Origin of the sequence: Nocardia puris, assembly GCF_036051655.1 — a bacterium.
In the GTDB taxonomy this organism is placed as follows: Bacteria; Actinomycetota; Actinomycetes; order Mycobacteriales; family Mycobacteriaceae; genus Nocardia; species Nocardia puris.
Genome location: NZ_CP107943.1, coordinates 2,098,297 through 2,124,862, shown reverse-complemented (window position 1 = coordinate 2,124,862; position 26,566 = coordinate 2,098,297). Strand labels below are relative to the sequence as shown.

Below are 26,566 nucleotides of genomic sequence, written 5' to 3'. Positions count from 1 at the left end.
AGATCCGGCCCACCGCGTGCGTTGACTGCGCGAAACCACTTGTCGGCCGACATGATCCGGTCCCAGACGGGCATGCACGACACCACAGCCACGGACGCTGCACCACATGCCAGACGCGCCACCGCCGGAACGCCCGAAAGGCCGCATGAACTTCGCCGAACTCGCCGCCGAGCACGCCGGGCAAACACTCGTCTGGCGGGACCGAGGCCGAACGCGCCGCGCCCGACTCGCGAGAGTGGACACCCTCCGCACCCACACCGTCGCGCACATCAGCACGACGTCGGGCCGCCGTCGCCTGGTCCTCGCACACGACGCACCCATCACGCTCGAACCCTGAGGAGTCCGATGCGGAACCCCCGAGCCATCCTGCCGCTGCCATACACGCGACCGCCCCTCTCGCTCAACGACTCCGGAGCATCCCGGGGCGCGGCGTTCGCGAAGGCCCGCGTTCGTCGAGAGATCCGCGAGCATGTGTGCCGCATCGCCGCGCTCGCCTACGTACCGCGCGGCGTCGCGCACGTCACGGTCGAACTGCACTACCAGGCGCCCGACCGGCGACGTCGCGACACCGACAACCTCGTGGCCACGGCGAAGCCCGTGTGTGATGCACTCACCGCCGGACGGCCCGTGCGGATCACGAGCAGGGGAGTCCTGCCTCCGGTGCTCGGGTACGGCATGGTCCCGGACGACACACCGGCATGGATGAGCAAACCGGAGCCCGTCATCCACGCTGCCATCCCCGGCGAGCCGGGCCGCATGTGGGTCGAACTGACCTGGATCACGCACGCCGAGGCCGCGCGGGCCACCGAGACGTCCGCCTGACTGCGAACACCCGGAAGGAACCATGTCCCAGAACGCTGTTATCAACTTCACCGCCGAGCAGATCACCGAGCAAGTCGAAGCGACGCTGTCGCAGTACCCGGACGGTCCGGTGAAGGACGCGATCCGCGCCAAGCTCGCAGCTGGCCTCGAGAAGTTCCCGGACGGTGCCTCCATTCCCGTCGCCGTCCCGACCGATTCGACGACGCCCCCAATCCCGACGCCGGAGCCGGAGCGCGGTCCGGTGGCGGATTCCGCCGACGAGGACCAGGCGCTCACTCTCACCGCGCGGCTGTGGTCCGCGTACCTCGACGCACCGGTCGACACCGCCACCGTCCGCCACCTGTTCGCGCTGCGTGACGTGGCGCAGGAGCGGGCCGCCGCATGACCCTCGTCCCCATCGCCGACCTCATCCCGTACCCCGGCAACGCCCGCGTCAGCGACCTCGACACCATCGCCGACAGCCTCCGCGAAAACGGGCAGTACCGGCCGATCGTCGTGCAGCGGTCGACCAACTACGTTCTCACAGGCAACCACACGATGGAGGCCGCAGAAACCCGACTCGGCTGGAAAGAGATCGACGCCCACTACATCGACGTCGACGACGAGCGCGCACGCCGAATCGTGCTGGCGGACAACAGAACCGCGGACAAAGGGCACTACGACGTCGCCGCCCTCGCCGAGTTGCTGCAGGAGCTGCCGGACCTGGACGGCACCGGCTACACGGACGCCGATCTGGACGCGCTGCTCGAATCGCTCGAAGCCAGCGACGGCCCCGCCGACGAGGCACCCGCTCTCGGCAACCCGATCATCTCCTACAACCTGATCTTCGACGACGAGCAGCAGCAAGACGTCTGGTTCGAGTTCACCAAATGGCTGAAGCGCACGTACTCCGACCGGGCGACCGTCGCGGAGCGGCTGACCGAATACCTGGAAGCGACCGCAGGGGACCGCGGCTGATGGCGCGCGTCAAAGGGTTCATCGACGCGAACGTGTACGACGAGGCGAAGAAGCGGATGCACCGCGTCTACGACCTGTTCGACACGGTCATGGTCGCGTTCTCCGGCGGTAAGGACTCGCTCGCCGCGCTGCACCTGGTGCACGAGGTCGCCACGGAGCGCGGAGACCGCCGTCCGATCAAGGCCGTGTTCCGCGACGAGGAGCTGATACCCGATCAGGTGGTCGCGTTCGTCGACGAGTACCGGCAACTCGATTGGATCGATCTGCGTTGGTATTGCGTGCCGCTGGAGTCGACGAAATACATCCTGGGCCAGTCGACCCGCTACATCCAGTGGGACCCGGCGCGTGAGCACATGCGACCGATACCGGACTGGGCACTCACCCCGGCGAAGCTGAGCCTTCCCGAATCGGTGGTGCTCGATCAATACACCGCCGACACGCTCGTCTCGCGCGGCGAGCGGGGCAAGATCGCCATCGTGACCGGCGTGCGCGCGGCCGAGAGCATCATGCGTTTCAACGCGCTCAAGGTAAAACTGCACGACAACTACATCAACGCGACCCAGGATGCGCGCGTGATGACCGTGAAGCCGTTGTTCGACTGGCAGGAGAACGACATCTTCCGATACTTCTACGACAAGGGCATACGGTACTGCCCGCTATACGACGCGCAGGTGCTCGCCGGAAGCCCGCTCCGGGTCTCGACCCCACTCCATGCCGAGAGCGCGAAGACGTTCGGCCGGCTGCGGCAGTTCGCGCCGACGTTCTACGAGCAGGTGATTCAGCTCGTACCGGAAATGGCAGTGCAGGAGCGCTATTACGGCGAGCTGGACCGCGGCGCGCTGCTGCGCCGCTACGGGCAGTCTCTCGACGGCGTGCAGGCGTACATCGAGGAAACGATCACGGATGAGGCGCAGCGGGAGAAGGCGCTCAAAGCGCTCAATCGGGTGCGCCGGACTGCCGCCCACTCGCCCGCCGCGTTCCCACCTGACCATGTCCTCAAGCAGATGATGGCCGGTGCCTACAAGCGCGCCATCACCCCGCTCAGCCGAGCGGGCCAGCAGAAACGAGCGCGCCGATGAGCAACGCCGAGGGCCTGCCCAAGCTCACCCCCACCCCCGCCGGAGAGGATCCGCTGAACCACCTCCAGTGGGTTCCCGCCGACACGCTTGACCCGAACGCGTGGAACCCGAACCGCGTCCACCGGCCGGAACTCCGACTGCTGGAGCGAAGCCTGTTGTCGACCGGCTGGATTCAGCCGCTGCTGACCAGTCCCGACCGACTCATCATCGACGGATTCCACCGCTGGCGGCTCTCCCTGGACTCCGCGGCTGTGCGGCGCCGCTGGCGAGGCCGCGTCCCGGTCGCGGTGCTCGATGTCGACCGACCGACAGCCATGCTGATGACGATCCGCATCAACCGGGCGAAGGGGTCGCACGCCGCGGTGGAGATGTCCGCGATCGTGCACGAGCTCTTGGAGGTTCACCACCTCGACCCGGAGCAGATCGCCGCCGAGATCGGCGGGACCCGCGCAGAGGTCGACCTACTCGCGCAGGACGGCGTGTTCTCGGCGCGCGGGATCGCCGACTGGGCGTACTCGCCCGCCTGGTACCCGAAGGACGCGTGATGGCTCGATTCGACAGCGCCCAGCACCTCTACGACTGGCAGCGCAGCGGCCGGTTCCCCGCGATCCACGACGGCATCTACAACCTTGTGCGATCAGAGATTTCGCCCACCGACGGCCCCGTTGTCGACCTCGGCTCATCGACGGGACTGCTCACGCGCCGACTGGAGCAGGTCGGCTACACAGTATGCGGCGTCGAAGCGGACGCGAAGGCGGTCGACGCTGGGCAGCGAGCGGGCGTGTACGGGCGCGGCGCGCCGGTCTGGCATTTCGCTCTCGCGCCGCAAACGCTGCCCGAGTTCGCGGTGTGGGTGGAGGGTCGACGCACACGCGCCGTTGTGGCGCGTCGCGTGCTGCCCGAGCTGGACAACGTGGGAGTCGCCCCGGCGATTTTGGGCCGGACGCTCGCGGAGGCGGGAGTGCGGCACCTGTTCATCGAGGGCCGCGCACCACGACGCGACGCGACGCACCGCCTCCGACGCCTCGCCGACGAGATAGGCGAACTCGAAGAACACTGGCGGCCCGCCACTTTCGATGGTGCGCACCGCGCCTACCTGACCGTGAAGGAGTAGCGATGTCGGACGGCTTGGTCGCCGCGCTCGCCAAGGATCTACGCCGCGTCCCCGAACTGTTCGCACAACTCGACGTGACGATCACCCGCACGGACGTCACTCGGCCGCGGGGCGGCGGTGCGCACGGAGCTGGCGGAGAGCGCCCGCTCATCCTCGACGACCGCGCCAGCGAGCGGCGGCGCTCGCTACTGCGCATGCTGCGGCACGCCGCCGCGCCCGTGCCCTATGCCCCGCGCGCGCTGTCGCCGCGGGACGCCGCTCTCGCCATCCTGCGGGACCTGCCGCGCACGTCCGGGATGCGCGGTGCGGAGGTGTGGATGAGGACACTCCTCGCGGAGTTCACGCGGGCATGGGGCGCTGTCGACGCCCCGGCGCCGCTGATGTTCGCGGGACGATGCGAGGGGTGCGGTCGCAGCATCGCCGGACCTGAGTACCGGCGCACGATTCGGTGCCGTCGGTGCGGGGGCAAGCACGACGCCCGGCAGCATCGGACCTGGATGCAGGAAGCAGCCGAGGACCGAACCGGAACGGCGGCCGAACTCGCCGCGCTCATGCCGCACTTCGAGGGCGCGCCGGTGCGGGCAGCAAGCATCCGCAAATGGCATGAGCGCGGTCGGCTGATCGGATGCGTTGAGGAGCGCGGGACGACGTTCCGCCTCGGCGACGTGCTGGCCCTGCATCGCGCTCGGCGCGCCCGCCTCCGTCCGGTCGACCTCGTGGCCTGAAACGCGACGAGCGCCCGAACCTGTTGGTTCGGGCGCTATTTCGTATCGTCAGTTCTCGACGCGGACCAGGCGCGGGTCGTTCAGCGCTCGGTCGTCCTGGATACGGAACGTGCGCCCGACGATGCTGATGAGGTCGCCGTTCCGGACCTCGATCACGTCGGGCTGGTCGATCGGCGTGGCCGAGAGGATGGCGGGCTGCGCGACGAGGTACGCGTATTCGCCCGGCTCGATCGGACCGCGGTAGGTGCGTCGACTCTCGGTGGTCTCGTCGAGGTAGGTGACGGAGAATCGGCAGACGCGCCCCTGGTGGCGGAACCGGCCGACGAGGTCGACACTGCTCTCGAACTGGTGGCCGAACCACTCGTACGCGCTGTGCTTCGGGCTGGTGATCATCGGTACGACGGTGATCTGGGTGTTGCTCATGTGGTTCCCTTCGGGTTGTCGGCCGTGGCGGCGGCCGGTGCCTCGTACATTACGGGAATGTACGGGAGTCGTCAAAATCAGCAACGGCAAAAGGACTGCTCGCTCCGTACATTGCGACAATGCACGTGACGCTGTGCACCCCTGTGGGCTCGTCGACGGTCCTGACTCCAACTCCGCAGTGTCACAGTCGCGGCCGTAGGCTTGAGCCGTCGGCGCGTGACGTAATCGCCCACGCGCACCACAGATTCGAGGGCTGCAGGCAGCCACGCACGCCGCCCTCGCACAGCGCCCGCGCTCCCGAAACCGGTTGAGCGCGGGCGCTTCTCGTCACGGGGGGAGGTGTCCCATGTCGCACGAATGCCTCGCCAAGCTCATCGCTTGGCTGCTGTCGACCGGCTCGGCCATCCTCGCCTGATCGACAACCCCGCACCACCACGGTCCGGGGCAGACTTCGCCCACCCGCACAGGCCCCCGCACAAAGCATCCGCAATCCGGCGGCTGAGACCTGCGCGGGAAGGGCGAGCCCCAACCCCACCGAGGAGGCACCACGGTGCCAGGAAAGAGCGGGACCGGACCCGAATCCATCGAACGTCGTAGGCGCATGGCGAAAGCCCTGGCTCTGCGTGAGGGCGGAGCGTCGTACCGGCGGATCGCCGAAGCGCTCGACGTGTCGCTCTCGACCGCGCACGCCTACGTCGTCGAAGCGATGGCCGAAGTGACAAAGGAAGCTGCGGAGAGCGTCCTCCAGTTGGAGCTGGCGCGGCTGGACCGCATGATGCTCGGCATCTGGCGAGACGCCGCGAACGGCGAACTCAAGTCGATCCACGCAGCACTCAAGATCATGGAGCGCCGCGCCAAACTCACCGGCCTCGACGCCCTCGCCGTCATGCGCATCCGGGCCGACGGCCGCGAACTGTCCGCTGTCGACGAGTTCCACGCCGAAATGCTCGGCGACAAGGCCGACGACGACGAACCCGACGACGACGAGGTCGACCTGTGAAGGTGAAGCCGCTACGCGGGAAAGCCAAACTCGCGTACCGGCATTCAACCGCCGCGATAAACATCCTCGAAGGCTCCGTCAGGTCGGGCAAGACCATCGGCAGCCTGTTCGACTGGGTGCAGTTCGTGCGCCACGGGCCGCCGGGCAACTTGCTGATGGTCGGGCGCACCGAACGCACCCTGATCAACAACCTGCTCCTCCCGCTGCAAGAGCTGTACGGCGCAGACCGCGTCGTGATCAACACCGGCGCAGGCACCGTCACAATCTGCGGACGGACCGTGCTGCTCGTCGGCGCGAACAACGAGCAGGCGCGCACCAAGATTCAGGGCCTCACCCTCGCTGGCGCCTACGTCGACGAGGTCGCCGTCATCCCAGAATCGTTCTGGGACATGCTCGTATCCCGCATGTCCGTCGAAGGCGCGCGCATCTGGGCGACGTGCAACCCCGAGGGGCCGCGGCACTGGTTCAAACGGAAGTGGCTCGACCGCGCCAAGCTCTGGATCGACGGTGACGGCCGGTTCCACGACCGCCGCCGCGAGTGGCGAGAGCTACCGGAGGGGCACGAAGGCCGGCCGCTGAATTTGCACCGGTTCACGTTCACCCTGGACGACAACAAGCACAACCTGCCGGCCGAGTACATCGCCAACACCAAGGCGTCGTACTCCGGGATGTTCTACCTGCGGATGATCCTCGGGCGGTGGGCGCTCGCCGACGGCGTCATCTACGACGCGTTCGACCACGCACGCCACGTTGTCGCACACGACGACCTGCCGACGATGGCGCGCGTCCTGGCGCTCGGGATCGACTACGGCACCACGAACCCGACCGCCGGAATCGTGGTCGGCGTCGGAACTGATGGTCGGCTGTACGCGATCGACGAGTGGGAGCCGAAGCGGGGCACGGACGCCGACCTGTCGCGGCAGCTGGGCGAATGGCTGCGAGAGCGCGGGCACGCGCCCGAATGGACGTACGTCGACCCCGCCGCCGCATCGTTCAAGTTGCAGCTGTTCCGCGACGACACAACGCGCTGCACGGACGGCCTCAACCAGGTCGTCGACGGCATCCGCACGGTCGCCGCCCTCATATCGTCCGACCAGCTCCGGGTCTCCGACCGATGCACGCGGCTGCTCGACGAGATCCCCGGCTACGTCTGGGACCCGAAGGCGTCCGAGCGCGGTGAAGACAAGCCGGTGAAAGCCGACGATCACTTCTGCGACGCACTGCGATACGCGGTGCTCAGCAGTCAGTTCGTGTGGATGTCCATGCTCGCCAAACCGATCCACGTAGCCAAGGAGGCAGCGTAATGCCGTTGCCATCAGCGAACGCCCCATGGCCACCGAAGCACCTGCGCGACGCGTTCAACGCGTACACAACGTGCCAGGTGTGGTGGGAAGGCGACGCCGACAAGCTCGCCTCGGCCCACGGCGAGCCCGAACCCGCACGCCGCAGCGGCGGGTTCATGCAGCGCATCAGGCGGCTGTTCTGGGGCACGAAAACCGATGTCTCCCAACAGCCTCGGGCGCTGCACGTCCCGGTAGCTGCCGACATCGTTCAGACCGCCGCGTCAACGCTGCTGCCAGAGCCGGTGGCCTTCCGCGTCGCCGACGGCGATACGGTCGCCTCCGATGAGGCGCGGACGCGGGTCGACCTCATCCTGAACAGCCCGCAGATGCACTCGGGAATGCTGCAATCCGCCGAGGCGTGTTCAGCGCTCGGCGACGTCTACGGCCGCATCGTCTGGAACTCCGCCATCAGGGACCATGCGTGGATCGACTGGGTGCACGCCGATCAAGCCGTGCCCGAATTCCAGTACGGCGTCCTGTCGGCGCTCACCGTGTGGCGCGTCGTCGACGAAGACACCGAGAAGAACCGCGTGCTGCGACATCTGGAGCGGCACGAGCCGGGCCGGATGGCGATCGGTGACGACGGGGAGGCAACCCAGGTCTACGGCCGCATCTACCACGGCCTGTACGAGGGCACCGCGGTCTCTCTCGGTGTGCCGATCTCGCTGTCCGCACACCCGGACACAGCTGGCATTCCGGTCAACGATGAGGGATACGTCGACACCGGCACCACGCGGATGACCGCGTGCCACATTCCAAACGCGCTGCCCAATCCAGCCTTCCGGGGAAGGTCGACCGTTCAGCACTTGGGGCGGTCCGACATCGGCGACCCCGCCGTCATCGGTCTCATGGATCAGATCGACGAGACGTACAGCTCGCTCTCACGGGACGTTCGACTCGCCAAGGCCCGACTGCTCGTCTCCGAGTTCCTGCTCGACATGAAGTCGCCCGGCCAGGGGTCGACGTTCTCGGTTGAGCAGGAGGTGTACGAGAAGGTCGGCGGTGCACCCAGTGCCAGCCCGGTACTGGAGGCGCATCAGTTCCAAATCCGCGTCGACGACCACCTCCGCACGGCCGAAGGGTACCTTCGCGCCATATTGAGGCGAATCGGATTCTCGCCGTGGACATTCGGGCTTTCCGATGATTCCGGTGCGGCGATGACGGCGACCGAGGTCGATGCCCGGAGCGACGCATCGACGAACACCCAGCGCGCGCGGTCCGGCATCTGGAAAGCCCGCCTCGCCGAACTCGGCCGCACCCTGATCGAGGTCGACGCGGCAGTATTCGGCACCGGCGCCCTGATCGGGCAGGACCTCGAGGTGCGCTGGCCACCCGCCGCCCGCGACTCCGTGCAGGCGAAGTCGCAAACCCTCGTCGCGCTCAAGGCATCCGGGAGTGCGTCGAGGAAGTGGCGCGTTCGCTACCTGAACCCCGACTACGACGACGAAGCGGTCGACGACGAGGTCGCCCTCCTCGAAGCGGAGGAGTCGGTCGCAGCGGTCGACCCGTTCTCGGTCGGCTCCGACCAGCCGCCGGACACCGGTGCCGAGTCCGACGAGGACGCAGTCCCGGACGAGAACCGAGAAGTCGATGAGATCGACGACGAAGACGGCCTTGTTGCCGCATGACGAAAGGCGGGCTCGATCATGGCGTACGAGCCCGCCGCCGTCGACGGACTGCAGGACACAGTCGCTCAGATCTACGCGGACGCTGAGGTGCAGCTGCTCGCTCGTGTCGCCGCCGCGATCGAACGGGGCATCGACTCCCCGGAGTGGGTGACGACCCAGCTCGCCGAAATCTCGCGCCTCAGCGCCGAGTCACGAGGCTTCCTGCTGCAGCTCGACCCTGTCGTTGCGCAGCAGATTCAGGATGCGCTCGTCGGCGCGCACGCCGCGGGGGTGGCGGGAGCGGACGAGGATATCCCCGGCGCGCCGTCCACCGCGCCCGCGCCCGTCATCTCACAGGAGGCAGTCGCCGCGCTCGCAGCGGAGACGACTGCCGCCGTCCTGAGCACGCACACGCAGATCCTGCGCAGCACAGTCGACGGATACCGCGAAGTCGTCGCCGAGGTATCGGGGCGCGTCGTGACCGGCGTAGCGACACGGCGCGAGGTCACACAGCAGGCGCTCGATTCCTTTGCAGCGCGGGGTATCACGTCGTTTCGCGATCGTGCGGGTCGCCGTTGGCACATGGACACCTACGCCGAAATGGCGGTGCGCACGGCCGCTCTCCGCGCGCTCAAGGCCGGTCACACGGACCGGCTATTGCAGCGTGGCTACGACGTAGTGGTGATCAGCTCGCACCCGCGGGCCGCGCCGCAGTGCAGGCCGTTCGAGGGGAAGCTCGTCTCGCTGACCGGGCGGACTCCGACCGGACCGATTCAGGCGGAGTCGCGCACGACCGGCCGCACGGTGTCGGACACCGTCGTAGCCTCCATGGCGGAGGCGGAGACGGCGGGCCTCCATCACCCGAACTGCAAGCACGCTCACAGCCTGTGGGTACCCGGCGCGCCCCGGCCGAAGGTCGAGCCTCACGACCCACAGGGGTACCGAGACGAGCAGAAGTTACGCCGCCTCGAACGCGCAGTCCGTGAAGCGAAACGCCAACAGGCTGCGGCGATCACGCCGGAAGCGAAGACGAAGGCGGGCGCGAAACTCCGTGCCCGACAAGCGGCCATCCGCGACCACGTGGCGCAGACTGGCGTCCCTCGCCGCCGACACCGCGAGCAGCTACGAACCGGGAACCCGGGTAACGCGGTCGAGCCCGTGCGGCTCACGCGCACGCCACCGCCCGCTCCGCAGCCGGCCCCGACTGCCCAGAAGCCGCGGACGGTCCGCGAGTTCAAGAACCTCACCGACGAGGACTTGGAGGAGCGCATCATCAAGGCGGTCGAGGACGTCGACCTCGACCTGCTCGACCGCTTGGAGGCCGAAGACCTGCACCGCCGCCGCCTCGCGAAGAAGCGGGAAGAGCGGTGGGCGGGCTACGAACGCAAGTACGACGAACTGATCGGCCAGGGTGTCGACCACGAGACGGCCGTGGAGCGTGCCTACGGCATCAGCGTGAAGATGCAGCGCCAGCAGGCGGCCGTCGAGTTTCTTCGCGGGCAGGGGTACTCGGGGAAGTCGTTCGCCGAGTTGGCCCGGCACGCGCACAAGGATCAGGCGTATCAGCACTGGCTGGCAGCCGAAGAAGCGACCAATGGCTACATGCTGTCGCGCGCTGGCGAGAGGGCTGGGGTCGACCCGCGCACGCTCTGGTTCGGCAACGCCGCGACCGCCGAGCGGTATGCCAGCGAGGAACTGCGCGCCTACTGGGACCTGCACGGCCGCCCGACATTCGACGAGTTCAAGGCTGAACTGCTCGATCCGCAGAGCGCGGCCCGAATGCGCTCCGCGAGAGGCGATTTCCTGAGATGACCGCTCACGACCTGATCCGTGCGTACAGCGAAGGGCGCGACGCCGCGGACGTTGTCGGCGCAGTGAACCCGTACACCCCGGCGCCTGCAAGCAGTCCGCGCAACCTGCTCGCCCGTCTCTGGCTGAGCGGTCGACTCGCGCACGCCGTCGACGACGGCGACCTCTGAAAGTTCCACGCCCGCACGCGGGCCTCACCGCACCCCAGGAGGGTCGATGTCCACTGCCCTGCCCGTCCATCCCGTCACCGGTCTGACCGCGCTCGGCGTCACCAGCCGGGGCCCGATCTGGCCGCAGCTCGGCGGCGACGGAACCGGCGACGGCAACACCGGCGACGCACCTCCGGCGGCGGGCTCGGCGAAGGTTGAGACCGCGCCCACTGGCGCGCCGGAGCCCACCGCCGAACGCGAGCCCGAGGCCGCGGCGACTGGTGACCCCAAACCCACCGAGGAGGAGGGCAAGCCGTCGTCGACCGCGCCGAAGCGCGGCGGCAACAGTACCGCCGAGGATCCCAAGGTGCGCGAAGCGCGCAACGAGGCCAAGGCTGCGCGAAAGCAGTTCGACGACCTCAAGGAGATGTTCGGCAAGGCGTTCGGATTCGTCGCCGACGAGAGCGAGGCGGACCCGGCCAAGCTCGCCGCCCGCGTGCAGGCGAGCGCCAAAGAAGCGCGGGAAGCACAGTCCGAGCTGGCCGTTTTCCGGGCCGCACCGAAGGACGTCGACACCCAGGCGCTCGTCGACTCCCGCAGCTTCGCGCGGGCGCTGCACAAGCTCGACCTGACCGCCGACGACTTCGACCAGTCGGTCGCCGACCTCATCGCCGAGCACGTCGAGAAGCACCCCAAATTCAAGCTCGCCGCCGCGCCCGCGCCGAAGCCGCCCGCACGGTCCGGAGCCGACACCGGCTCCGGCTCCGGCGAATCCGGACAGCTCACTTACGAGCAGTACAAGGCCATGCTCCCGCAGGAGCGCGTGAAGGCCGTCAAGGACGGCCGCGCCAACCACATTCTGGGCCGCACCAAGTAGGCCCTCGTTTCACGAAAGGGGTTGAAGCCGCATGGCGATCAACTTCATCCCGGAATTCTGGGCCGACGCCGTCCAGATGCCGTTCGAGACCGACCTGGTTTTCGGACAGCCCAAGGTCGCGAATCGCAAGTACGAGGGCACCATCTCCCAGCAGGGCGACACCGTGCGCGTGACGAGCATCGGCGACCCGACCGTCCGGCCGTACAACAAGAACACCGACCTCGAGGTCGAGGACTTGACCGACGACGAGGATTCGATGGTCATCGACCAGGGCGACTACTTCGCGTTCCGCGTCAACGACGTCGAAAAGGCCCAGGCCGCAGTCGATTTCGAGGACCCCGCCACCAAGCGGGCAGGTTACAAGCTGCAGAACCAGGTCGACACCTTCCTGTACGGCCTGCTCAAGGCTGGCGTGCAGGCGAGTAACCAGCTTGGCCGCGTCACGGTCTGCGACGCCGAGCCCGAGAAGGCCAGCGCTGGCCAGCTCTCGATGTACGGCGTGGCCGTCAAGCTGCGCGAGAAGCTGGACCGCGCCAGCATCCCGAAGATCGGCCGCTACATTGGCCTGCCGCCGGAACTGATCTCGCCGCTGCTGCTCGACCCGCGGTTCGTCAACGCCGACAAGCTCGGCCAGGCCGGTCCGCTGCTCAACGGCACGGTCGGCCGGATCGCCGGTTTCGACATCCTGGAGAGCAACAACATCCAGAAGGTCGGCGGCTCCGGCGCAGCGAAGGACGACTACATCGTCGTCGCGGGTATCAGCGAAGCGCTGAGCTTCGCGAACCAGATCAGCAACGTGGAAACGCTGCGCGCTCAGAACCGGTTCGCGGACATCATCCGCGGCCTGAACATCTACGGCGGCAAGGTGTTCCACCCCGACGCACTGGCCTCGGCCTCCGTGCTCCTCGCACCGCCCGCCGACCCGACCCCGTAGCGGGTCACCGTGCCCCGCCTCGCCAGCCGTGACCCGCTCCGGCTGGCGAGGCGGGCAACCCCATACACAGGAAGGCCACCGTGCTCACCTACGCCACCGTCGAACAGCTCGCCGAACACGTCTCGGCCGCGCAGCTCGACAAGCTCGCCGACGGCGACGACGCGCGCTACATCAGGGAGGCGTCGCGTCTGGTGCGTCGCGCGACCCGCAACGACCGCTACGACGCGACACCGGCCGGAATCCCCACCGACCCCGTGCTATCCGACGCGCTCACCATCGCGACCTGCGTGCAGGTGCGGGAGTGGATAGCCAACGGTGTCGACCCGCTCGCTGGCGCCGCTGGCGTCACGCCCGCTGTCGCGTCGGCGTCCGTGAACGGTGCGTCGGTGAGCTATGACGTGGCAACGCAGTCGGCCGCGCGGGCGCGCGCCACCGTCGACGTGTGCGACGCGGCACGCGACATTCTGCGTGCCGCGGGCCTCGCCTCCGCCGCAGTGGGGCGCGTGTGACCGACCCGCTCGCGATGTTCTGGCAGCACGACGTCGTAGTCCAGCGCCGCACCGGTATCGGGGCGGCCGGAGCCGTGTACGACTCCGCCGTCACCGAACGCGGGAACGTCGCGGTGCGCAATCAGCTGGTGCGCGACGCGAGCGGCGACGAAGTGGTCGCGTCCGCGTCGGTCGCGTTTCCGCCGCACGTTGCGGCGATCCCGCCCGGCTCGCGCGTCACGCTGCCCACCGCATTCGGTGGGCGCGTCACGCGCGCCATCGGCGTCTCCGCGTCGAACGCGGGGCCGCCCTTTCCCGACACCCAGGTCGTCTACCTCGAGTAGGAGGAAACGATGGCGATCACGGCCGAATGGAACGGCGACGATATCGCCGCCGCGGTGCGCGCGGGAATCGAGGAAGGCCTGTTCGAGGCCGCTGAAGTCCTGCTCGCCCAATCGAACGCGCTCGTCCCGCTGGAGGAGGGCGTGCTCATGAACACCGGCACCGCCGAAGTCCGCGACGGCACAGCGCGCGTCGGCTACAACACGCCGTACGCGCGCCGACAACACGAGGACCTGACGCTGAACCACCCCAACGGCCGCGAGGCGAAGTACTTGGAGAAGCCGCTCAACCGGTTCAGCGGTGACCTCGAACAGATTGCGGGCGCGGCGATTTCGAGGCGGCTCACATGATCGACCCCGGACAGTTCCTCGACTCATTCGCCCGGCACCTCGACGCGGCCGGCCTCGCCCGCTACATCCCGATCGGCGCGTACCCTCCCGGCACGCTGCCCGCGATCACCTTCACACTGCTGCCGTCGGAACCCGACGCGGCTGTCGCGCTCACCGTCTACGACGAAGTGCTGGACCGCGACGACCACAACCCGGACATCTTCGTCCAGTTGCGTTGGCGCACCGGCGGAACCGACCCACGTACCACCGACGCGGTGGCTGACGCGGCGACGCGTCACCTGCACGACGCCCGCCATGTCCGACTGCCGGACGGGCCGCGAATCCTGCTGTGCCGCCGCCGCATACGCGGAGTCACGGCACCGGACAACAACGGCCGCTACGAGCGCGCCGACTCGTTCGTCTTCACCCTCAACCCTGCTGCCTCAGGAGGCGCACCATGACCGCACCCGCCCCGCTCCAGGCTCCGGACTCGGCGCCGCTGTCGACGGCGCTCGCCCGCGACTACGCCGTCCAGATCGACGTCAACTACGGCACCGGCCAGCCGCCCGAATGGGTGTTCATCATGGGCCTGAACAAGGTGTCGCCGACCACCGACATCACCATGCAGGACGACGGCGATATCCACTCGGGCGGCCGGAAATCCCAGATCGCAACGGCGATCGGTGAGAACTTGGAGCTGGGCGGGCTCCGCAAGGGTGAACGGTCACCGGGCTTCGTCCCCGATCCCGGCCAGGAGAAGCTGCGCGCCCACGGCGAGCAGATCGGATACGCGAACATCGCGCACGTCCGATACTGGCGCGTCGACGAAATCGCCGAGGCCAAAGAGGGCTTCTTCGCGGTCAACTGGACCGGGTCGGCCGACGACAAGGAGGGCCTGTACGGCTGGACCGCGACGTTGACCGGCCGCGGTAAGCACAAGGACATCGCCAAGCCGCTCGCGCCCGTGGTGAAGACGTTCGCGCTGCCGTCCGGCACCACCAGCGGCACCTGGACCATCACGGTCGACGGGCAGACCACCAGCGGTCTCGCGCACAACATCGCCGCCGCCGCTCTCAAGACTGCTCTGGAAGCGCTGTCCACTGTCGGCGCGGGCAACGCGAGCGTCACCGGGGCGAACGGCGGCCCGTACACCGCCGTGCTGCCCGGCACAGTAACCACCGTCTCGGCGTCCGGCACAGGCCTGACCCCGTCGGGCACGATCACCATCTCCTGACGGCCGCGCACAGTGCAGGACTTCGACGACTGGGCAGACCCAGACCTCTACCTGCCGGTGCGCGGCCACCGCATCCGCGTCGCGTCACCCACCGCACGCGACGGGCTGCGGCTGCGTCGACTACTTCTCGACACCGACGCGTTGACGCCCGAACGTGAACGGGTCGAGGTGAGGCGCATCCTCGGCGACGCAGTCGGTGAAATCGACGCCCTCGGCGGCGACGCGACCGTCGTCGCGCTCGTCGGCCGGACCGCGCTGCTGCACTTCGGGCAGTCCCCGGCGGCGGCGCAGGCGCTGTGGAACGGCGACCTCGGCGACGCACCCGCAGCGGCACCGGCCGATCCTGCGGCGCCTGGCCATCTCGGCCCGGACGACCCCGGCGGCGGACCGATCGACTCAGCGACCGGGATGCGCTGGTGGTACAACCCGCCCGAGATGGCCCCGCGGCCACCGGGCTCCACCGACGCGCCCGTGATGTCGTGGGCGGACGTGCTCGCGTGCTGGCCTGCGATCGAACTCGATCTGCACCAGCATTTCGGCGTCGACGTCGACTCTGGCGTCCTCGATGAGCGGCCGTGGCGCTGGCTCGAACAGCGCATCCGTGCGCTCGCCAGCACGCCCGGCACCCGCCTTCACCGGGCCGTGTTCCCCCGACCCAAGACACCGTAAGGAGCCTCGTGGCGCTGCGCGACCTGACCGAGTTCTACGAGCCCGACTTGCTGCTGCCGATCGGCGGCCGAACGTACCGGATCAAATGCCCCGGCATCCGCGAGGCGGACCGGCTGAGGCGGTTCATCCTCGACCCCTCCGTCACCGCCGACCAGGAGCACGACGAGATCGTCACCATCCTAGGACCCGCGCGGGACGAGATGGTCGCCAACGGCGTGCCCGCGACCATGGCGCTGCACGCGGGCCGGACCGCGCTGCTGCACTTCGGTGGCAGTCCGGCGCTCGGCGTCGCCAATTGGCAGCTCGCCCAGCTGGGCGACCTCCTCGAACTCGACGAAATCGAAACCCTTCTCGCCGCAGGCAGACCCGATCCCACCGGGAAGCCCGGCTGAGCTGACCTGCGGAGGCGCGCATGTCCACCAGTGTTGGCGGCATCTACGCCGAACTGTCCATCGACGACACGCGTTTTCAGCGGACGCTCGATTCCGCGCAGCAGGGGTTCACCTCGTTGCGGTCCGCTGCGCAGCGTGCCGCGAATGAGGTCGACCGCAGTTTCCGCGATACCGGATCGAACATCGAACGCGGCGGCCTCGGTGCGCGCAACGCTGCCCGCGACATGCGCGACGTCGGCAATGCAGCCGGCAGTGCGGCAAACGACATGGGACGCGTCGGTAACGCGGCCCGCGACGCGGCCCGCGATGTGGGCCGCGTCGGCGACGCAGCGCAGGAAGCGGCGCGCGCCGCCCGCGAAGCGGAGGACGCCGTCGACGGCATCGGCGACGCGGCGGACCGTGCAGGCAGCCAAGGCGGCGACTCGATGGGCAGCGGCTTCCTCTCCGGGTTCACGGACAAGATCAAGGGCCTCGGAGGCAAGGGCGGACCCATCGCCATGGCGCTGGTCGGCGTCGCCGGAATCGGTTTGGCGGCCGGTGCCGTGCTCGTCTCCGCCATCGCCGACGGCATGGAAGACGAGCGCGCCCGCGACCTCGTCCAGGCGCGCCTGGGCGTGAACGAGGGCACCGCGCGCGTCATCGGCGCGGCGGCCGGTGACGCGTACTCCGCCGGATGGGGCGAGTCGGTCGCAGCGAACATGGAGACCGCCCGCGGTGCCCTCCTCGGCGGCCTCCTCACCGGCGAGGAGACGGCCGCCGAGATGCAGCCGCTCATCGAACAGCTCACCGCGGTGAACCAACTGCTGGGCGAGGACATGACGAAGACGATCAGCGCGGTCCGAGCGCTGATGCTGAACGGTCTCGCGCGGGACAGCAGTCACGCACTCGACCTCATCACCCGCTCCATGCAGCGGGGCGGCGACATCGGCGAAGACCTGCTCGACAGTATTCGCGAGTACTCGAACGGCTGGAAACAGACCGGATTCAGCGCCGAGTTCACGCTCGGACTGATCAATCAGGCGCTCGCAAACGGCGCGGACTGGGGCGACCGCCCGGCCGACGCGATCCGCGAGTTCGGCCGCCGCATGTATGAGGAAGCGGACACGATCAAGGAGACGCTGACCGAGTTGCAGTTGCCCGCCGACGAACTGTTCGACCGGCTGAAGGCGGGCGGCCCGGAGGCCGAGGCAGCGTTTGACCAGATCTTCGACGCGATTCGCGTCATCCCGGACCCGCTCGAACGTGCGGCTGCCGCGCAGGCACTCCTCGGTGACACAGCGGGCGATTTCATCGACGCCTTCACCAAGTGGGACCCCTCCGAAGCGGTCGATGGGATGCGTGACACGGCGGGCGCTGCCGAAGAAGCGATGCGCGTTATGGGCAGCAACAGCGCGACACGGCTGGAGGCGGCGAAGAACTCGATCTCCACGTCGATGAGCGAAGTGAAGCTCGCGATGGCGGAGGCCTTCGGCCCCACGCTGCAGAAGATCGCCGAGTGGATCTCGACCCACAAGCCGGAGATCCTTCGGTTCTTTACCGGCCTCGCGGACGCTGGCCTGGCCTGCCTTGAGGGGCTGATCCGGTTCGCGTCGGGCACGCTCCGCGCGTTCGCCGAGTTGCAGGACGGTATCGGCACGGCCATCGGCGGGACCCTTGAGACCCTGGGCGGCTTCGCTCAGGGCCTAGGTGGCGTGATGAAGCACATTCCCGGGCTGGAGGACACCGGCGAGGCGCTGGAGTCGGTCGGCGGGCTGGCTGAGGGTATGGGTCGGGCGATGGGTTCGGCGGCGGAGCAGGCGCGCGCGCTGGCCGACAAGATCGACGGCGGGCTGCCGACGATCGCCGAAATGCGCGAGCATGTGCGCAACGCTGGCACCGAGGCGGCGAACGCCGCGGAGCTCACGCGCCTGTTCGGCGGCGAGGTGGCCGCCCTGCCGGACGGCAAGGCTCTCGTTGTCGAGGCGCTGACCGAGGACGCCATGGCGCGCCTGCGTGACTTCGGGTTCACCGTGGACAACCTGCCGGACGGCACGTCGCGGATCACTGCGAACACCGCCGAGGGGCAGACGATCATCGACGACTTCGTGTCGCGCAACGACGGCCGCCGCATACCGATGCAGGTCGACATCAATCTCGAAGACCTGACGCTGGACGGCACGTACTCCCGGCCGTCCGGTCCGCAGGCGATTCAGCGGGGCGAGCGCGCCGACGGCGGCATCGACCTGGCGCGGCACTCGTCCGGCACGCTGCCGCGCAACGCCACGATCAAAAGCCCTGTACCACAGCTGATTCAGTGGGCGGAGCCGGAGACGGGCGGCGAGGCGTTCATTCCGCTGGCGCTCGGCAAACGTGGGCGGTCGACGACGATCCTCGCCGAAGTCGCGAAGCGGTTCGGGTACAGCCTGCTCCAGATGGCCGACGGTGGCGTGCGGGGCGACGAGCTGACACAGCAGGCCCGCGGTATCGAGGGCGCCCAGTACGTATGGGGCGGCTGGGACGATTCGTGGAATACCGACTGCTCCGGCGCGGCGTCGAAGATCGCGAACTTGGTCGCGTACGGCGACCCGATGGTCGGCGGCCGGTTCGCGACCGGCAACCAGGAATCAGCGCTGCGCAGCCGTGGGTTCCTGCCCGGCCCTGGCCCCGAGGGCTCGGTGCGCATCGGCTGGGTGCACGACCCGAATATGCCGGGCGGCGGGCACACCGCTTCCACCCTGCACGACGGCACGCACGTGGAGATGGGCGGCGACAGGGGTGACGGGCAGTTCGGGGGGCGGGCTGCCGGGGCGATGGACTTCCCGAACGTCATGCACTACCCGATGCCTCCCAGCGTCGGCCCCAGCCAGAGCCGGAACTACAAAGCCCGGGCGGAGGACTTCAACGCCGAGAACGACCCGGCCGGGTTGCGCGCGTTGACGGAGGCGGGCGACTACACCGACCGATTCCGCACCAAATACGGTGCCGCTGAGGATGATCCGCTCACGGAGGCGTTCCTCACCGGCGGGTATGACGCCGAGGTGGACCCGGCCACACTGCACGCGGGCAATGACCCTGATGGGCTCCGAGCCCTCATGGGAGCGGGCGACTACACCGACCGGTTCGGATCGAAATTTGGTGTGGCGGAGGATGATCCGCTGGTCGACGCACTGCTTACCGCGCGCGAGGAGCGGCGTCGGGATGCGCAGCGGGCGAAAGCTGAGTCGGCGTCGCGCCCCACGTCATCGTCGGGCTCGGTGCAGGACGTCCGGGTCACGAATTGGCCGGAGTCGCTGGGCGGGCAGCCGGCCTCGGAGCGGCAGCCGATCGCCACCTTGTCGGCGCGCTGGTTCGCCGACGGGTCCGAGGATCACCGCGCGCAGATCGCGCAGCCCGGCGACCTGCGCGTCTGGGCGGAGCCGGAGACCGGTGGCGAAGCGTACATTCCGCTCGCCGCCGCGAAACGTGCCCGATCGACCGCGATCCTCCGCAACGTCGCCTCCCGGTTCGGGCTCACGCTCACCCCGTACGCGGTCGGCGGATTCGGCGGGCTCGGGCAGGACGGCGACGGCGGCGTCCACACCGGTTCATGGGAGCTCGCCAAAGTCGGTGAGCGCGGCGGAATTCCGTTGTCGACGCCGTCGCGGTCGGTGCCGCTGGCGGTGTGGAGTCAGGCCGCCTACCGAGCGGCTGCGCTCGGCGCAGGTGTGGCGCTCACCGCCGCGTCGGGCTGGGACAGCACGGGAAAGTTCGTCGGCTTCGACACCGGCAACACCAGCATTCCCGGGCTGGATCAGGGCCTCGACCGGCTCTCCGAACAGATGACCGTCCTCATCGAGGCCGTCAAGGCGGGCAAGCCGGTCGACGTCGAGGTCGATATCGACTCGGGTCGCCGGACCGCCGAGCTCAACATCGTTCAACGCGGGGTCTAACCACCCCGAGAGGGGAGGCCTCGCGTGCCCGTCCGCTACGAGCTGCACGGCGTGCAGTACCCCGACCAGCCGAGGACCGTATGGCGGTTCGGCGACCCTGAGTGCCCGCTGCGCCTCGCCGAGACTCCGAAAGGGCTCGGCGGGGCGCAGTTCGGGCACATCCGGCAGTCCAACGCCCGGGAACTGGGCGCAACCTGGCGAGGCCTGAAACGGGAAATCAACCCGGTCACCCTCACCGTGCGGGTCGGACCGGTGCAGCCGGGCGCTGTCGCCCTCGACCTCTGGAACGCCTGGAGGCTGTCGCTCGGCACGGGATCGGAGCTCGCTGAGTTCCATGTGATCTCGCCGGGTGGCGGCGACCGCTACCAGTTCGTCCGCCGCGAGAATGCGGTGCCGGATGCGACGCTGGACCTGCTCGAAACCGTCGGCGAGCTCACGGAAACCGTGGTGCTCGCCTCCGACGAAAGCCCGTGGCGTGGCGCCACTGTGAACCCCCCGCCGTTTGCGCCGACGGAATGGGCTGGGAAGACGATTCGCAATGACGGCGACTTCGAGACATGGCCGTTCTGGCGGCTCACCGGCCCCGGCGTGTTCTCGATCGGCGTCGGAGACGAGGCGGTGACGCTGCCGATGATCCCTGCTGGCACGCACTGGACAGTGGAGACGAACCCGCAGTATCCGCATATCCACGATGCCGCCGGTGTCGACGTGTGGGAGCAGGCGGGCAACGTCGGCTGGTACCAGCCTGTCCCCGCGAAAACGACAGTGCCGCTGAATATGTCGGGCACGGGTACGTCCGCGAGTTCGCGTGTCGAGGTGTGGTTGCCGCAACTGTATGAGTGGGCCGTCGCGTGACCGCCGCTACCGCTCCGAACCCGCTGTGGCGGCCGAACACCAAGAGCCCGCCCGCGTTCGACATCACCGTGTTCAGCCAGGACTACCTGCGGTCCCGACCGCTCGGGCCGTACCTCAAGGCGCGGTTCGGCTGGTTCTGGACCATCCCCGGCACCGGCACGATCCAGGTTCGCGCCGACCACCCGCTCGCCGGGCGGCTCATGGCCTGTAAACGCGACGTGGTCCCGATCCGCACGTACTACAACGGCATCCCGTGGGACGGGCGCGTGCTCACCGCGAAAATGGAAGGCCGTCCGGGCGAGGAAATCGTCACCGCGACATGCGTTTCCAACCTGTACTGGCTGCTGGTGATTCTGGCATGGGTGAACCCCATGCTGCCGCCCGAGGTGCAAATAGCACTCACGGGCAAGCAAGACATGATGTTCGGTCCGGTCGATTTCGTCCTCAAGTATTTCCTGGCGAAGAACTGCATCAGGTTGCAGAAGCCTGTGTATGTGAAATTGCCGCTCCAATATCATGTTCCGGAGTTGCCGCAGGTTGAGGATATCGACAGCCTGGACGACTTGCTCGATATCGTCGCCTCGATATTCGAGGACATCACCGTTCTGTCCGCACGGTTCACCCAACTCGACGAGCTGTACCAGAACGCGCTCGAAACCAGCGACCGCGGACTGTCCTGCAACCTATGGACGCCCGAGGATGGGCCGAGCCCGCACGTCTTCAACACGGATACGCTCGCCAGGCTGCAGAACGTGTTGGACTTGTCGGGGGACAACTTCCTGTGGTTCAGCAACCCCGACAATGTGCTAGGCCTGGCCGACCCGGACCAGTGGGGCAAAATGCAGCGCGCCGGGTACGTGTTCGACACTCATCGGCGGCGCGATCGCCGGTGGATGCAGTGGCGCACCGACTCCGGACACATCGAGCACTACGAGCGTGTGGTCAAGCATCCGACCGCGCACTCCGTCGTGGTAGGTGGCAAAGCGCCTGAGTTCATGAACTCTATCGTGGAGTGGGGTGCAAATCTCGCCCTTCAGGCAATCCTGAATCTGATTGTGCCCGGCGCGAATCTGGGTTCCATTCTGGTCGGCGATCTGTTCGACGATATCTTTTTCGCATACCAGAGATTCGACGATCCGCAACTTGAAGCGGACCTCGGTGAGCACGCATTCGGTGAGGCGTTCATCGACAACTCCGCCGCACACTCCCTCGACGGGTTCGCGATCGGCATGGCCGGCCTCAAGGAGCACGGCGGCGGCGAATCGCTCAGGTTGCAGGTGCGCGCTGGCGGAATCGACGGCCGCGGATTCAGCTTCGGCGTCGACGACGGCAGCGGTCGCCGTTTCCAGGTCGGCGACATCATGTCGTTCTGGGACCGCGGCACAGTCGTTTCCGACTATGTGTCGTCCGTCGAGGTCGAGGATTCCCGCGACGAGGTCTGCACGGAGTACGTGACGATCGGCGACGACAAGGAACTCCAAGACGCCTGGTCGAAGCTCATTTCCCGCGTCAAGGGCCTGGCTGCCTTCACTCGCGCGATCGCGAATGGCACTGGATAGCAACCGATTTCAACTTGGGAGGCCACCGTGGCTACCACTCATGCCCGGCTCATGCAACTTCTCGCTTTCGCTCAAGTACGGCACGGGCTGCCGTACGCGTATGGCGGAAGTTTCTCGACCAACCCGCGCGATAGTACGGACTGCTCGGGCGTCGCGTTCTCCGCCGCCGCGATCCTGCACGGGCAGTCTCCGTATCGACGGTACGGATCGACGGAGACGGCGAGGCTCGCCCGCCTCAACGGCGTACCCGCACCGTGCGGAATCCTGCCCGCGCGGAACGCCGTGAACATCCCCGCGGACGCACCGCTTCGCCTCGGATTCCAGCACGGTGGCGGCGGCATGAATTCGCATGTGGCCGTGTCGTTTTTCATCAACGGCCGCCAATACAACTTCGAGAGCCGCGGCTACCCCGGCGTGCTGCTCAACAACGGCGCGAGAGCGTGGAACGACAAGCTGTTCCACGACTTCTGGTACTACCCCGGCCCCGTCGACGGCCACGCCGACCCGCAGATGTTCCCGCTTCCCGCTGGCTACTACTACGGCCCGTACGAGGGACCGGAGGAGTCGATCAGCGGGCGCGCTGGCGAACCCCGCGAGTGGACCGACGGACTACGCCGCTGGCAGGAAGCGGTAGGCGTACCCGCCGACGGCATCTACGGCGACGCGACCAGGCGTGCCGCGATCGACCTGCAACTGCCTGCCGGGCTGCTGCCCGACGGCAAGATCGGCCCCCTCACATGGAGGTTGGGCCTCGACAAGAAGGAGGCCGGTTTGTCCGCAGCAGACGCCGACCGCGTGATTCAGCACGTCACCGACTACATCAACGGCTATCTCGCGCCGGTCATTTCGGACGTCAAGGATCTGCGCGAGCAGATCACTGGCTCCCGCGACCTGATCCGGTTCCCGGACGGCGCGATCGACCTTCAGGCCAGCTACCGGGGTCTGCCGCAGCTCGGTAAGCGGGCGGACGGCACCGACCGCACCCTCCCGGACGCGATCGCAGCCCTGCTCGCGGATCGGGGCCTGGCGTGAGCGCGGCCGATATCGCGCACCGGTTCGACTTCCATCCCGCCACTACGGCCGAAAAGAGGGGCGAACACGGCTCCGTGCGGGAGGCGTTCAAGGCGCTCGCCCTGTTCATCGACGAGCGGCTGCCGGACGGCCGCGAGAAGGCCACCGCTCTCACGTCCCTCGAAACCGCAATGTTCTGGTCCAACGCCGCCATCGCCCGACACAACCCCGAAAGCTGAGGCCCCCATGGGTACCCACCCCTTCCCCGCCCCGTCCCAGACCGCCTACCCGTGGCGCGCCACCGTGCGCACCGTCTTCCAGGTCGCGCTGGCGCTCGCCACCCTGATCCCCGTCGTCGTCGTCACCGGCGGCATTCCCACCGAGGGCGCCGTTGCGGTCGTGCTGAGCGCGTGCGCGGCCATCACCCGCGTGATGGCGCTCCCCGCGGTCAACGAGCTGCTGGCGCGATTCGCGCCGTGGCTGCTCGCCGAACCGGTCTGAGCCACAACTGATCTGACAGCCGCGAAGGGCCGCCCGGTTGGGCGGCCCTTCGTCGTGCTGCCCACCGAGGAGGTGGCATGGACATCCCCTACCTGAGCGAGATCTTCGCCGCCGCAGTAGGTCTCGCGGGCGCTCTGGGTGGCTGGCACGCCGCGCGCACCAAGACGCGTGCCGAGGCGACCGCCTCGGCGGAGGACGACGACATCGAGCGCGAGCGCCTGGCCGACACCCGCCTCAGAACCCTGCTGGACGCGCAGCGCGCCGACTTCGAGGCGGTCATCAGCCCCATCCGTGAGGACGTCGAATCTCTGCGGCGCGAGGTGCGGGAACTGCACGCCATGCTCGACGCTCTGCGAGCCCGCTACCGAGCGGCGATCGACTACGTGCGTGAACTGCTCCGATGGGCGCGCAGCCGGCCTGACGCCGACGCCGCGCCGCCGGTGCCGCCGGTGCTAGCGGACGAGGTGTAGCGGTGGACCGGCTCATACCGCCACCACGCGCGAATCCCGCGTTCGCGCAAGAGGTCCCGCTGACACGGATCATCAAGGCGATTCTGGGCGGCTTCGCCAGCATCGCCGACGCAATTTTCAACTTCGTCGACAACGACTACGTCTCCGCTCTCCCCATCATCAACGACCACAGCCAAAGCATCACGGAGATGCGCGAAGTGGTGGATCAACTGATCCTCCAAGGCGTCGCGCTCAAGTTCACGGGCAACGGGATCTACACGCCGAACCCGAACCTGGTTGCGCTGGACGCCATCCTGATCGGCGCGGGCGGAGGCGGCAGCTCCGGAAGCTATGACGCCCTCGTCGACGGCACACGTTCCGGTGGCGGCGGTGGAGGTGGCGGCGAAACCCACGTCACCATCCCCGCCAGCCTGCTGCCGACGAACCTCGACGGCTCGTTCAAGTCGATTCAGATCGTCATCGGCATGGGCGGCGCTGGCGCGCCCGGAGACAGCGACGTGGGCACGGGCGGCGGGCACACGCTACTCGGCCCGGAGGTCGGATCAGCCGCGCAGCCGTGGCTGCTCGCTGGCGGTGGCCAGGGCGGAAGCTGGGGCAACAGCGGACCGATCGCGCTCGGCGGGATTGGAATGATCCCCGGCGGCAACGGTGACCGTGGCCTTGGCCCGGCTGGCGCTGGCGACGGCGCGGGGCATTCAACCTCCGCGTTCGATCTGCACGGCGGCGGTGGCGGTGGCGGGCGTGGTGCGGCGCAGGGCCGCGGCGGCGGCACGACCGGCGGCGGTGGCGGCATCTCCCCCGGCGGCACTCCAGGCAACCCCGGCAACGCAGGAAGCGCACCGTCCGACATCGTCGCCACCGGTGCCGGTGGTGGCGGAGGAGGCTCCTCCGGCAGCGCGCGCGGCGGACACGGTGGCTTCCCTGCAGGTGGTGGCGGTGGCGCAGCGTGCGCGTTCGGCGGCGCGGGAGCAGGCGGCAACGGCGGGCACGGCGTCCTCTATCTGATCGAGAGGATGGCGTAAATGGCTGTCCTGGCCATTCTTCGGGTGTACACGGGTGACTCCGTGTGGTCCCGCCCCGTCGGACTGCGCGCGCTCGACGTCATCGTTCGCGGTGCGGGCGGTTCCGGAAGCGAGACGGTCGGTGGTGGCGGCGGCGCGCTGACGATCAACACCCAGCGGCGGATTTCACCGCTGGAACTGCCCGCGACATGCGCGATCACCGTGGGGCTCGGCGGAACCAACGGCGGCGACGGCGGCACATCCTCGTTCGGCGATCTGCTCATCGCGCCAGGCGGTCGCGGCGGACTCAACGGCGGCGGTGGCGGCCTCACGTTCGCGCCCGGCGGACGCGGCGGTGCCGCAGGACAGCCGGGCCAGACCGTCACGTCGGGCGTTGTCCGCTTGCTCGCCGCTGGCGGCGGCGGGGCTGGCTCCGGATCGACTGGCGGCGGGTCTGGCCGAGTCCCCGGCGGTACCACGCTGCCCCCGTTCTGGGAGTGGTGCCAGTCGGGCGGAGGCGGGCACAGCGGCGAGCCAGGGGGCTACCCGAGCGGGGGCGGCGGCGCTGGCGCAGCGGGCGCGCACGGCCTGGTCACGGTAATCGAGTACTACACCACGGAGGACTGATGGCAACCGCCACACTGCATATCGACGACATCGGCGGCCATCCCGGCCCGGCACGCGTCTGGAAGCTCGACGAGCCTCTACGAGTCCCGGACGGCACCGAGGTCCACTACCTGACCATCTGGGTCCAAATGCCGACACGCTGGCAGCCTGGCGAGGTCGCCGTGCTCTGGGCCAACGACCAGGGCGCCGGAATCGGCAGTCACGGCAGCGTCATCAAACGCGGAGGCTCGCAGGTGTTGCGCGAGGACTTCGCCGGACAACCGGACCACATCGACGGCGCGCACCTGCTCGCGCTCATGGCGAACGGCTACACCGTCCGCCCGACCGACGCGGAGGCGTGA

General features: G+C 68.4%; 33 protein-coding genes. 32 read left to right on the top strand and 1 reads right to left on the bottom strand.

What is annotated here, in order from left to right; translation table 11 throughout:
• Positions 1-106 precede the first annotated feature (106 nt).
• The 8 genes from OHB21_RS09425 to OHB21_RS09390 are packed head-to-tail and all read left to right on the top strand — an operon-like array spanning position 107 to position 4,697.
• A complete protein-coding gene (locus tag OHB21_RS09425; protein WP_328438294.1) occupies positions 107-337 on the top strand; it encodes a hypothetical protein in 231 nt (76 codons plus the stop codon).
• Positions 338-345: 8 nt separating this feature from the next.
• The gene (locus tag OHB21_RS09420; RefSeq protein ID WP_195125129.1) at positions 346-822 is read left to right on the top strand and encodes a RusA family crossover junction endodeoxyribonuclease; all 477 of its coding nucleotides are present in this window, start codon (positions 346-348) and stop codon (positions 820-822) included.
• 22 nt (positions 823-844) lie between these two features.
• Positions 845-1,207, top strand: coding sequence for a hypothetical protein (locus OHB21_RS09415; protein ID WP_328438292.1), 363 nt, complete (start codon positions 845-847; stop codon positions 1,205-1,207).
• Positions 1,204-1,779, top strand: a complete 576-nt coding sequence (locus tag OHB21_RS09410; RefSeq protein ID WP_328438290.1) for a ParB N-terminal domain-containing protein — start codon at positions 1,204-1,206, stop codon at positions 1,777-1,779. Before OHB21_RS09415 ends, OHB21_RS09410 begins: the two co-directional genes overlap by 4 nt.
• Positions 1,779-2,858, top strand: a complete 1,080-nt coding sequence (locus OHB21_RS09405) for a phosphoadenosine phosphosulfate reductase domain-containing protein (RefSeq protein WP_328438288.1) — start codon at positions 1,779-1,781, stop codon at positions 2,856-2,858. The genes OHB21_RS09410 and OHB21_RS09405 overlap by 1 nt, the downstream gene beginning before the upstream one ends.
• Complete coding sequence (locus OHB21_RS09400; RefSeq protein ID WP_328438286.1) at positions 2,855-3,403, top strand: ParB N-terminal domain-containing protein; 549 nt, start codon at positions 2,855-2,857, stop codon at positions 3,401-3,403. The genes OHB21_RS09405 and OHB21_RS09400 overlap by 4 nt, the downstream gene beginning before the upstream one ends.
• Complete coding sequence (locus tag OHB21_RS09395; protein ID WP_195125124.1) at positions 3,403-3,972, top strand: class I SAM-dependent methyltransferase; 570 nt, start codon at positions 3,403-3,405, stop codon at positions 3,970-3,972. Before OHB21_RS09400 ends, OHB21_RS09395 begins: the two co-directional genes overlap by 1 nt.
• 2 nt (positions 3,973-3,974) lie before the next feature.
• Positions 3,975-4,697 carry a hypothetical protein gene (locus OHB21_RS09390; protein ID WP_328438284.1) on the top strand — a complete coding sequence of 241 codons (723 nt, stop codon included), beginning with the start codon at positions 3,975-3,977 and terminating at the stop codon, positions 4,695-4,697.
• Positions 4,698-4,745: 48 nt separating this feature from the next.
• Here OHB21_RS09390 and OHB21_RS09385 read toward each other — a convergent pair whose 3' ends face one another.
• Entirely contained in the window at positions 4,746-5,120 is a 375-nt protein-coding gene (locus OHB21_RS09385) for a hypothetical protein (protein ID WP_328438282.1), read from the bottom strand.
• A gap of 550 nt (positions 5,121-5,670) precedes the next feature.
• On the opposite strand from OHB21_RS09385, the gene OHB21_RS09380 reads away from it, so the two are divergent.
• From OHB21_RS09380 to OHB21_RS09265, 24 genes are all read left to right on the top strand, one after another.
• Positions 5,671-6,120 (top strand): helix-turn-helix domain-containing protein, encoded by a 450-nt coding sequence (locus OHB21_RS09380; RefSeq protein ID WP_328438280.1) that lies wholly within the window; start codon positions 5,671-5,673, stop codon positions 6,118-6,120.
• Positions 6,117-7,424, top strand: a complete 1,308-nt coding sequence (locus OHB21_RS09375) for a PBSX family phage terminase large subunit (protein WP_195125120.1) — start codon at positions 6,117-6,119, stop codon at positions 7,422-7,424. Before OHB21_RS09380 ends, OHB21_RS09375 begins: the two co-directional genes overlap by 4 nt.
• Positions 7,424-9,091: a hypothetical protein gene (locus OHB21_RS09370; protein WP_328438278.1), complete on the top strand. Its 1,668-nt coding sequence runs from the start codon at positions 7,424-7,426 to the stop codon at positions 9,089-9,091. Before OHB21_RS09375 ends, OHB21_RS09370 begins: the two co-directional genes overlap by 1 nt.
• Positions 9,092-9,109: 18 nt before the next feature.
• Positions 9,110-10,882: a phage minor capsid protein gene (locus OHB21_RS09365; RefSeq protein WP_328438276.1), complete on the top strand. Its 1,773-nt coding sequence runs from the start codon at positions 9,110-9,112 to the stop codon at positions 10,880-10,882.
• On the top strand, positions 10,879-11,049 hold the full coding sequence (locus tag OHB21_RS09360; protein ID WP_195125117.1) for a hypothetical protein: 171 nt from the start codon (positions 10,879-10,881) through the stop codon (positions 11,047-11,049). Before OHB21_RS09365 ends, OHB21_RS09360 begins: the two co-directional genes overlap by 4 nt.
• 46 nt (positions 11,050-11,095) lie before the next feature.
• The gene (locus OHB21_RS09355) at positions 11,096-11,905 is read left to right on the top strand and encodes a prolipoprotein diacylglyceryl transferase (RefSeq protein ID WP_328438274.1); all 810 of its coding nucleotides are present in this window, start codon (positions 11,096-11,098) and stop codon (positions 11,903-11,905) included.
• Positions 11,906-11,981: 76 nt separating this feature from the next.
• Complete coding sequence (locus tag OHB21_RS09350) at positions 11,982-12,839, top strand: P22 coat protein - protein 5 domain protein (RefSeq protein WP_195125115.1); 858 nt, start codon at positions 11,982-11,984, stop codon at positions 12,837-12,839.
• A gap of 80 nt (positions 12,840-12,919) precedes the next feature.
• Positions 12,920-13,348 carry a head-tail connector protein gene (locus OHB21_RS09345; protein ID WP_328438272.1) on the top strand — a complete coding sequence of 143 codons (429 nt, stop codon included), beginning with the start codon at positions 12,920-12,922 and terminating at the stop codon, positions 13,346-13,348.
• Positions 13,345-13,671, top strand: coding sequence for a hypothetical protein (locus OHB21_RS09340; RefSeq protein WP_195125113.1), 327 nt, complete (start codon positions 13,345-13,347; stop codon positions 13,669-13,671). Before OHB21_RS09345 ends, OHB21_RS09340 begins: the two co-directional genes overlap by 4 nt.
• Before the next feature lie 9 nt (positions 13,672-13,680).
• The gene (locus OHB21_RS09335; protein WP_195125112.1) at positions 13,681-14,019 is read left to right on the top strand and encodes a hypothetical protein; all 339 of its coding nucleotides are present in this window, start codon (positions 13,681-13,683) and stop codon (positions 14,017-14,019) included.
• Positions 14,016-14,459, top strand: a complete 444-nt coding sequence (locus tag OHB21_RS09330; protein WP_328438268.1) for a phage tail terminator protein — start codon at positions 14,016-14,018, stop codon at positions 14,457-14,459. The genes OHB21_RS09335 and OHB21_RS09330 overlap by 4 nt, the downstream gene beginning before the upstream one ends.
• The gene (locus OHB21_RS09325; RefSeq protein ID WP_328438266.1) at positions 14,456-15,232 is read left to right on the top strand and encodes a phage tail tube protein; all 777 of its coding nucleotides are present in this window, start codon (positions 14,456-14,458) and stop codon (positions 15,230-15,232) included. The genes OHB21_RS09330 and OHB21_RS09325 overlap by 4 nt, the downstream gene beginning before the upstream one ends.
• 12 nt (positions 15,233-15,244) lie before the next feature.
• The gene (locus OHB21_RS09320; protein WP_195125109.1) at positions 15,245-15,901 is read left to right on the top strand and encodes a DUF7426 family protein; all 657 of its coding nucleotides are present in this window, start codon (positions 15,245-15,247) and stop codon (positions 15,899-15,901) included.
• A gap of 8 nt (positions 15,902-15,909) precedes the next feature.
• Complete coding sequence (locus OHB21_RS09315; RefSeq protein ID WP_195125108.1) at positions 15,910-16,293, top strand: DUF7426 family protein; 384 nt, start codon at positions 15,910-15,912, stop codon at positions 16,291-16,293.
• Positions 16,294-16,313: 20 nt separating this feature from the next.
• Positions 16,314-20,201, top strand: coding sequence for a phage tail tape measure protein (locus tag OHB21_RS09310; RefSeq protein WP_328438263.1), 3,888 nt, complete (start codon positions 16,314-16,316; stop codon positions 20,199-20,201).
• Positions 20,202-20,225: 24 nt separating this feature from the next.
• A complete protein-coding gene (locus tag OHB21_RS09305; RefSeq protein WP_328438261.1) occupies positions 20,226-21,056 on the top strand; it encodes a hypothetical protein in 831 nt (276 codons plus the stop codon).
• Positions 21,053-22,615: a Gp37-like protein gene (locus OHB21_RS09300; RefSeq protein ID WP_328438259.1), complete on the top strand. Its 1,563-nt coding sequence runs from the start codon at positions 21,053-21,055 to the stop codon at positions 22,613-22,615. Before OHB21_RS09305 ends, OHB21_RS09300 begins: the two co-directional genes overlap by 4 nt.
• 27 nt (positions 22,616-22,642) lie before the next feature.
• Positions 22,643-23,647, top strand: coding sequence for a peptidoglycan-binding domain-containing protein (locus tag OHB21_RS09295; RefSeq protein ID WP_328438257.1), 1,005 nt, complete (start codon positions 22,643-22,645; stop codon positions 23,645-23,647).
• Positions 23,644-23,865, top strand: a complete 222-nt coding sequence (locus tag OHB21_RS09290; RefSeq protein WP_328438255.1) for an Acb2/Tad1 domain-containing protein — start codon at positions 23,644-23,646, stop codon at positions 23,863-23,865. Before OHB21_RS09295 ends, OHB21_RS09290 begins: the two co-directional genes overlap by 4 nt.
• 7 nt (positions 23,866-23,872) lie before the next feature.
• Positions 23,873-24,127 carry a hypothetical protein gene (locus tag OHB21_RS09285; RefSeq protein WP_195125102.1) on the top strand — a complete coding sequence of 85 codons (255 nt, stop codon included), beginning with the start codon at positions 23,873-23,875 and terminating at the stop codon, positions 24,125-24,127.
• A gap of 77 nt (positions 24,128-24,204) precedes the next feature.
• The gene (locus tag OHB21_RS09280; RefSeq protein WP_328438253.1) at positions 24,205-24,597 is read left to right on the top strand and encodes a hypothetical protein; all 393 of its coding nucleotides are present in this window, start codon (positions 24,205-24,207) and stop codon (positions 24,595-24,597) included.
• Positions 24,598-24,599: 2 nt separating this feature from the next.
• Entirely contained in the window at positions 24,600-25,619 is a 1,020-nt protein-coding gene (locus OHB21_RS09275; protein ID WP_328438251.1) for a hypothetical protein, read from the top strand.
• Positions 25,620-26,225 carry a glycine-rich domain-containing protein gene (locus OHB21_RS09270; RefSeq protein WP_328438249.1) on the top strand — a complete coding sequence of 202 codons (606 nt, stop codon included), beginning with the start codon at positions 25,620-25,622 and terminating at the stop codon, positions 26,223-26,225.
• On the top strand, positions 26,225-26,566 hold the full coding sequence (locus OHB21_RS09265) for a hypothetical protein (RefSeq protein ID WP_195125098.1): 342 nt from the start codon (positions 26,225-26,227) through the stop codon (positions 26,564-26,566). Before OHB21_RS09270 ends, OHB21_RS09265 begins: the two co-directional genes overlap by 1 nt.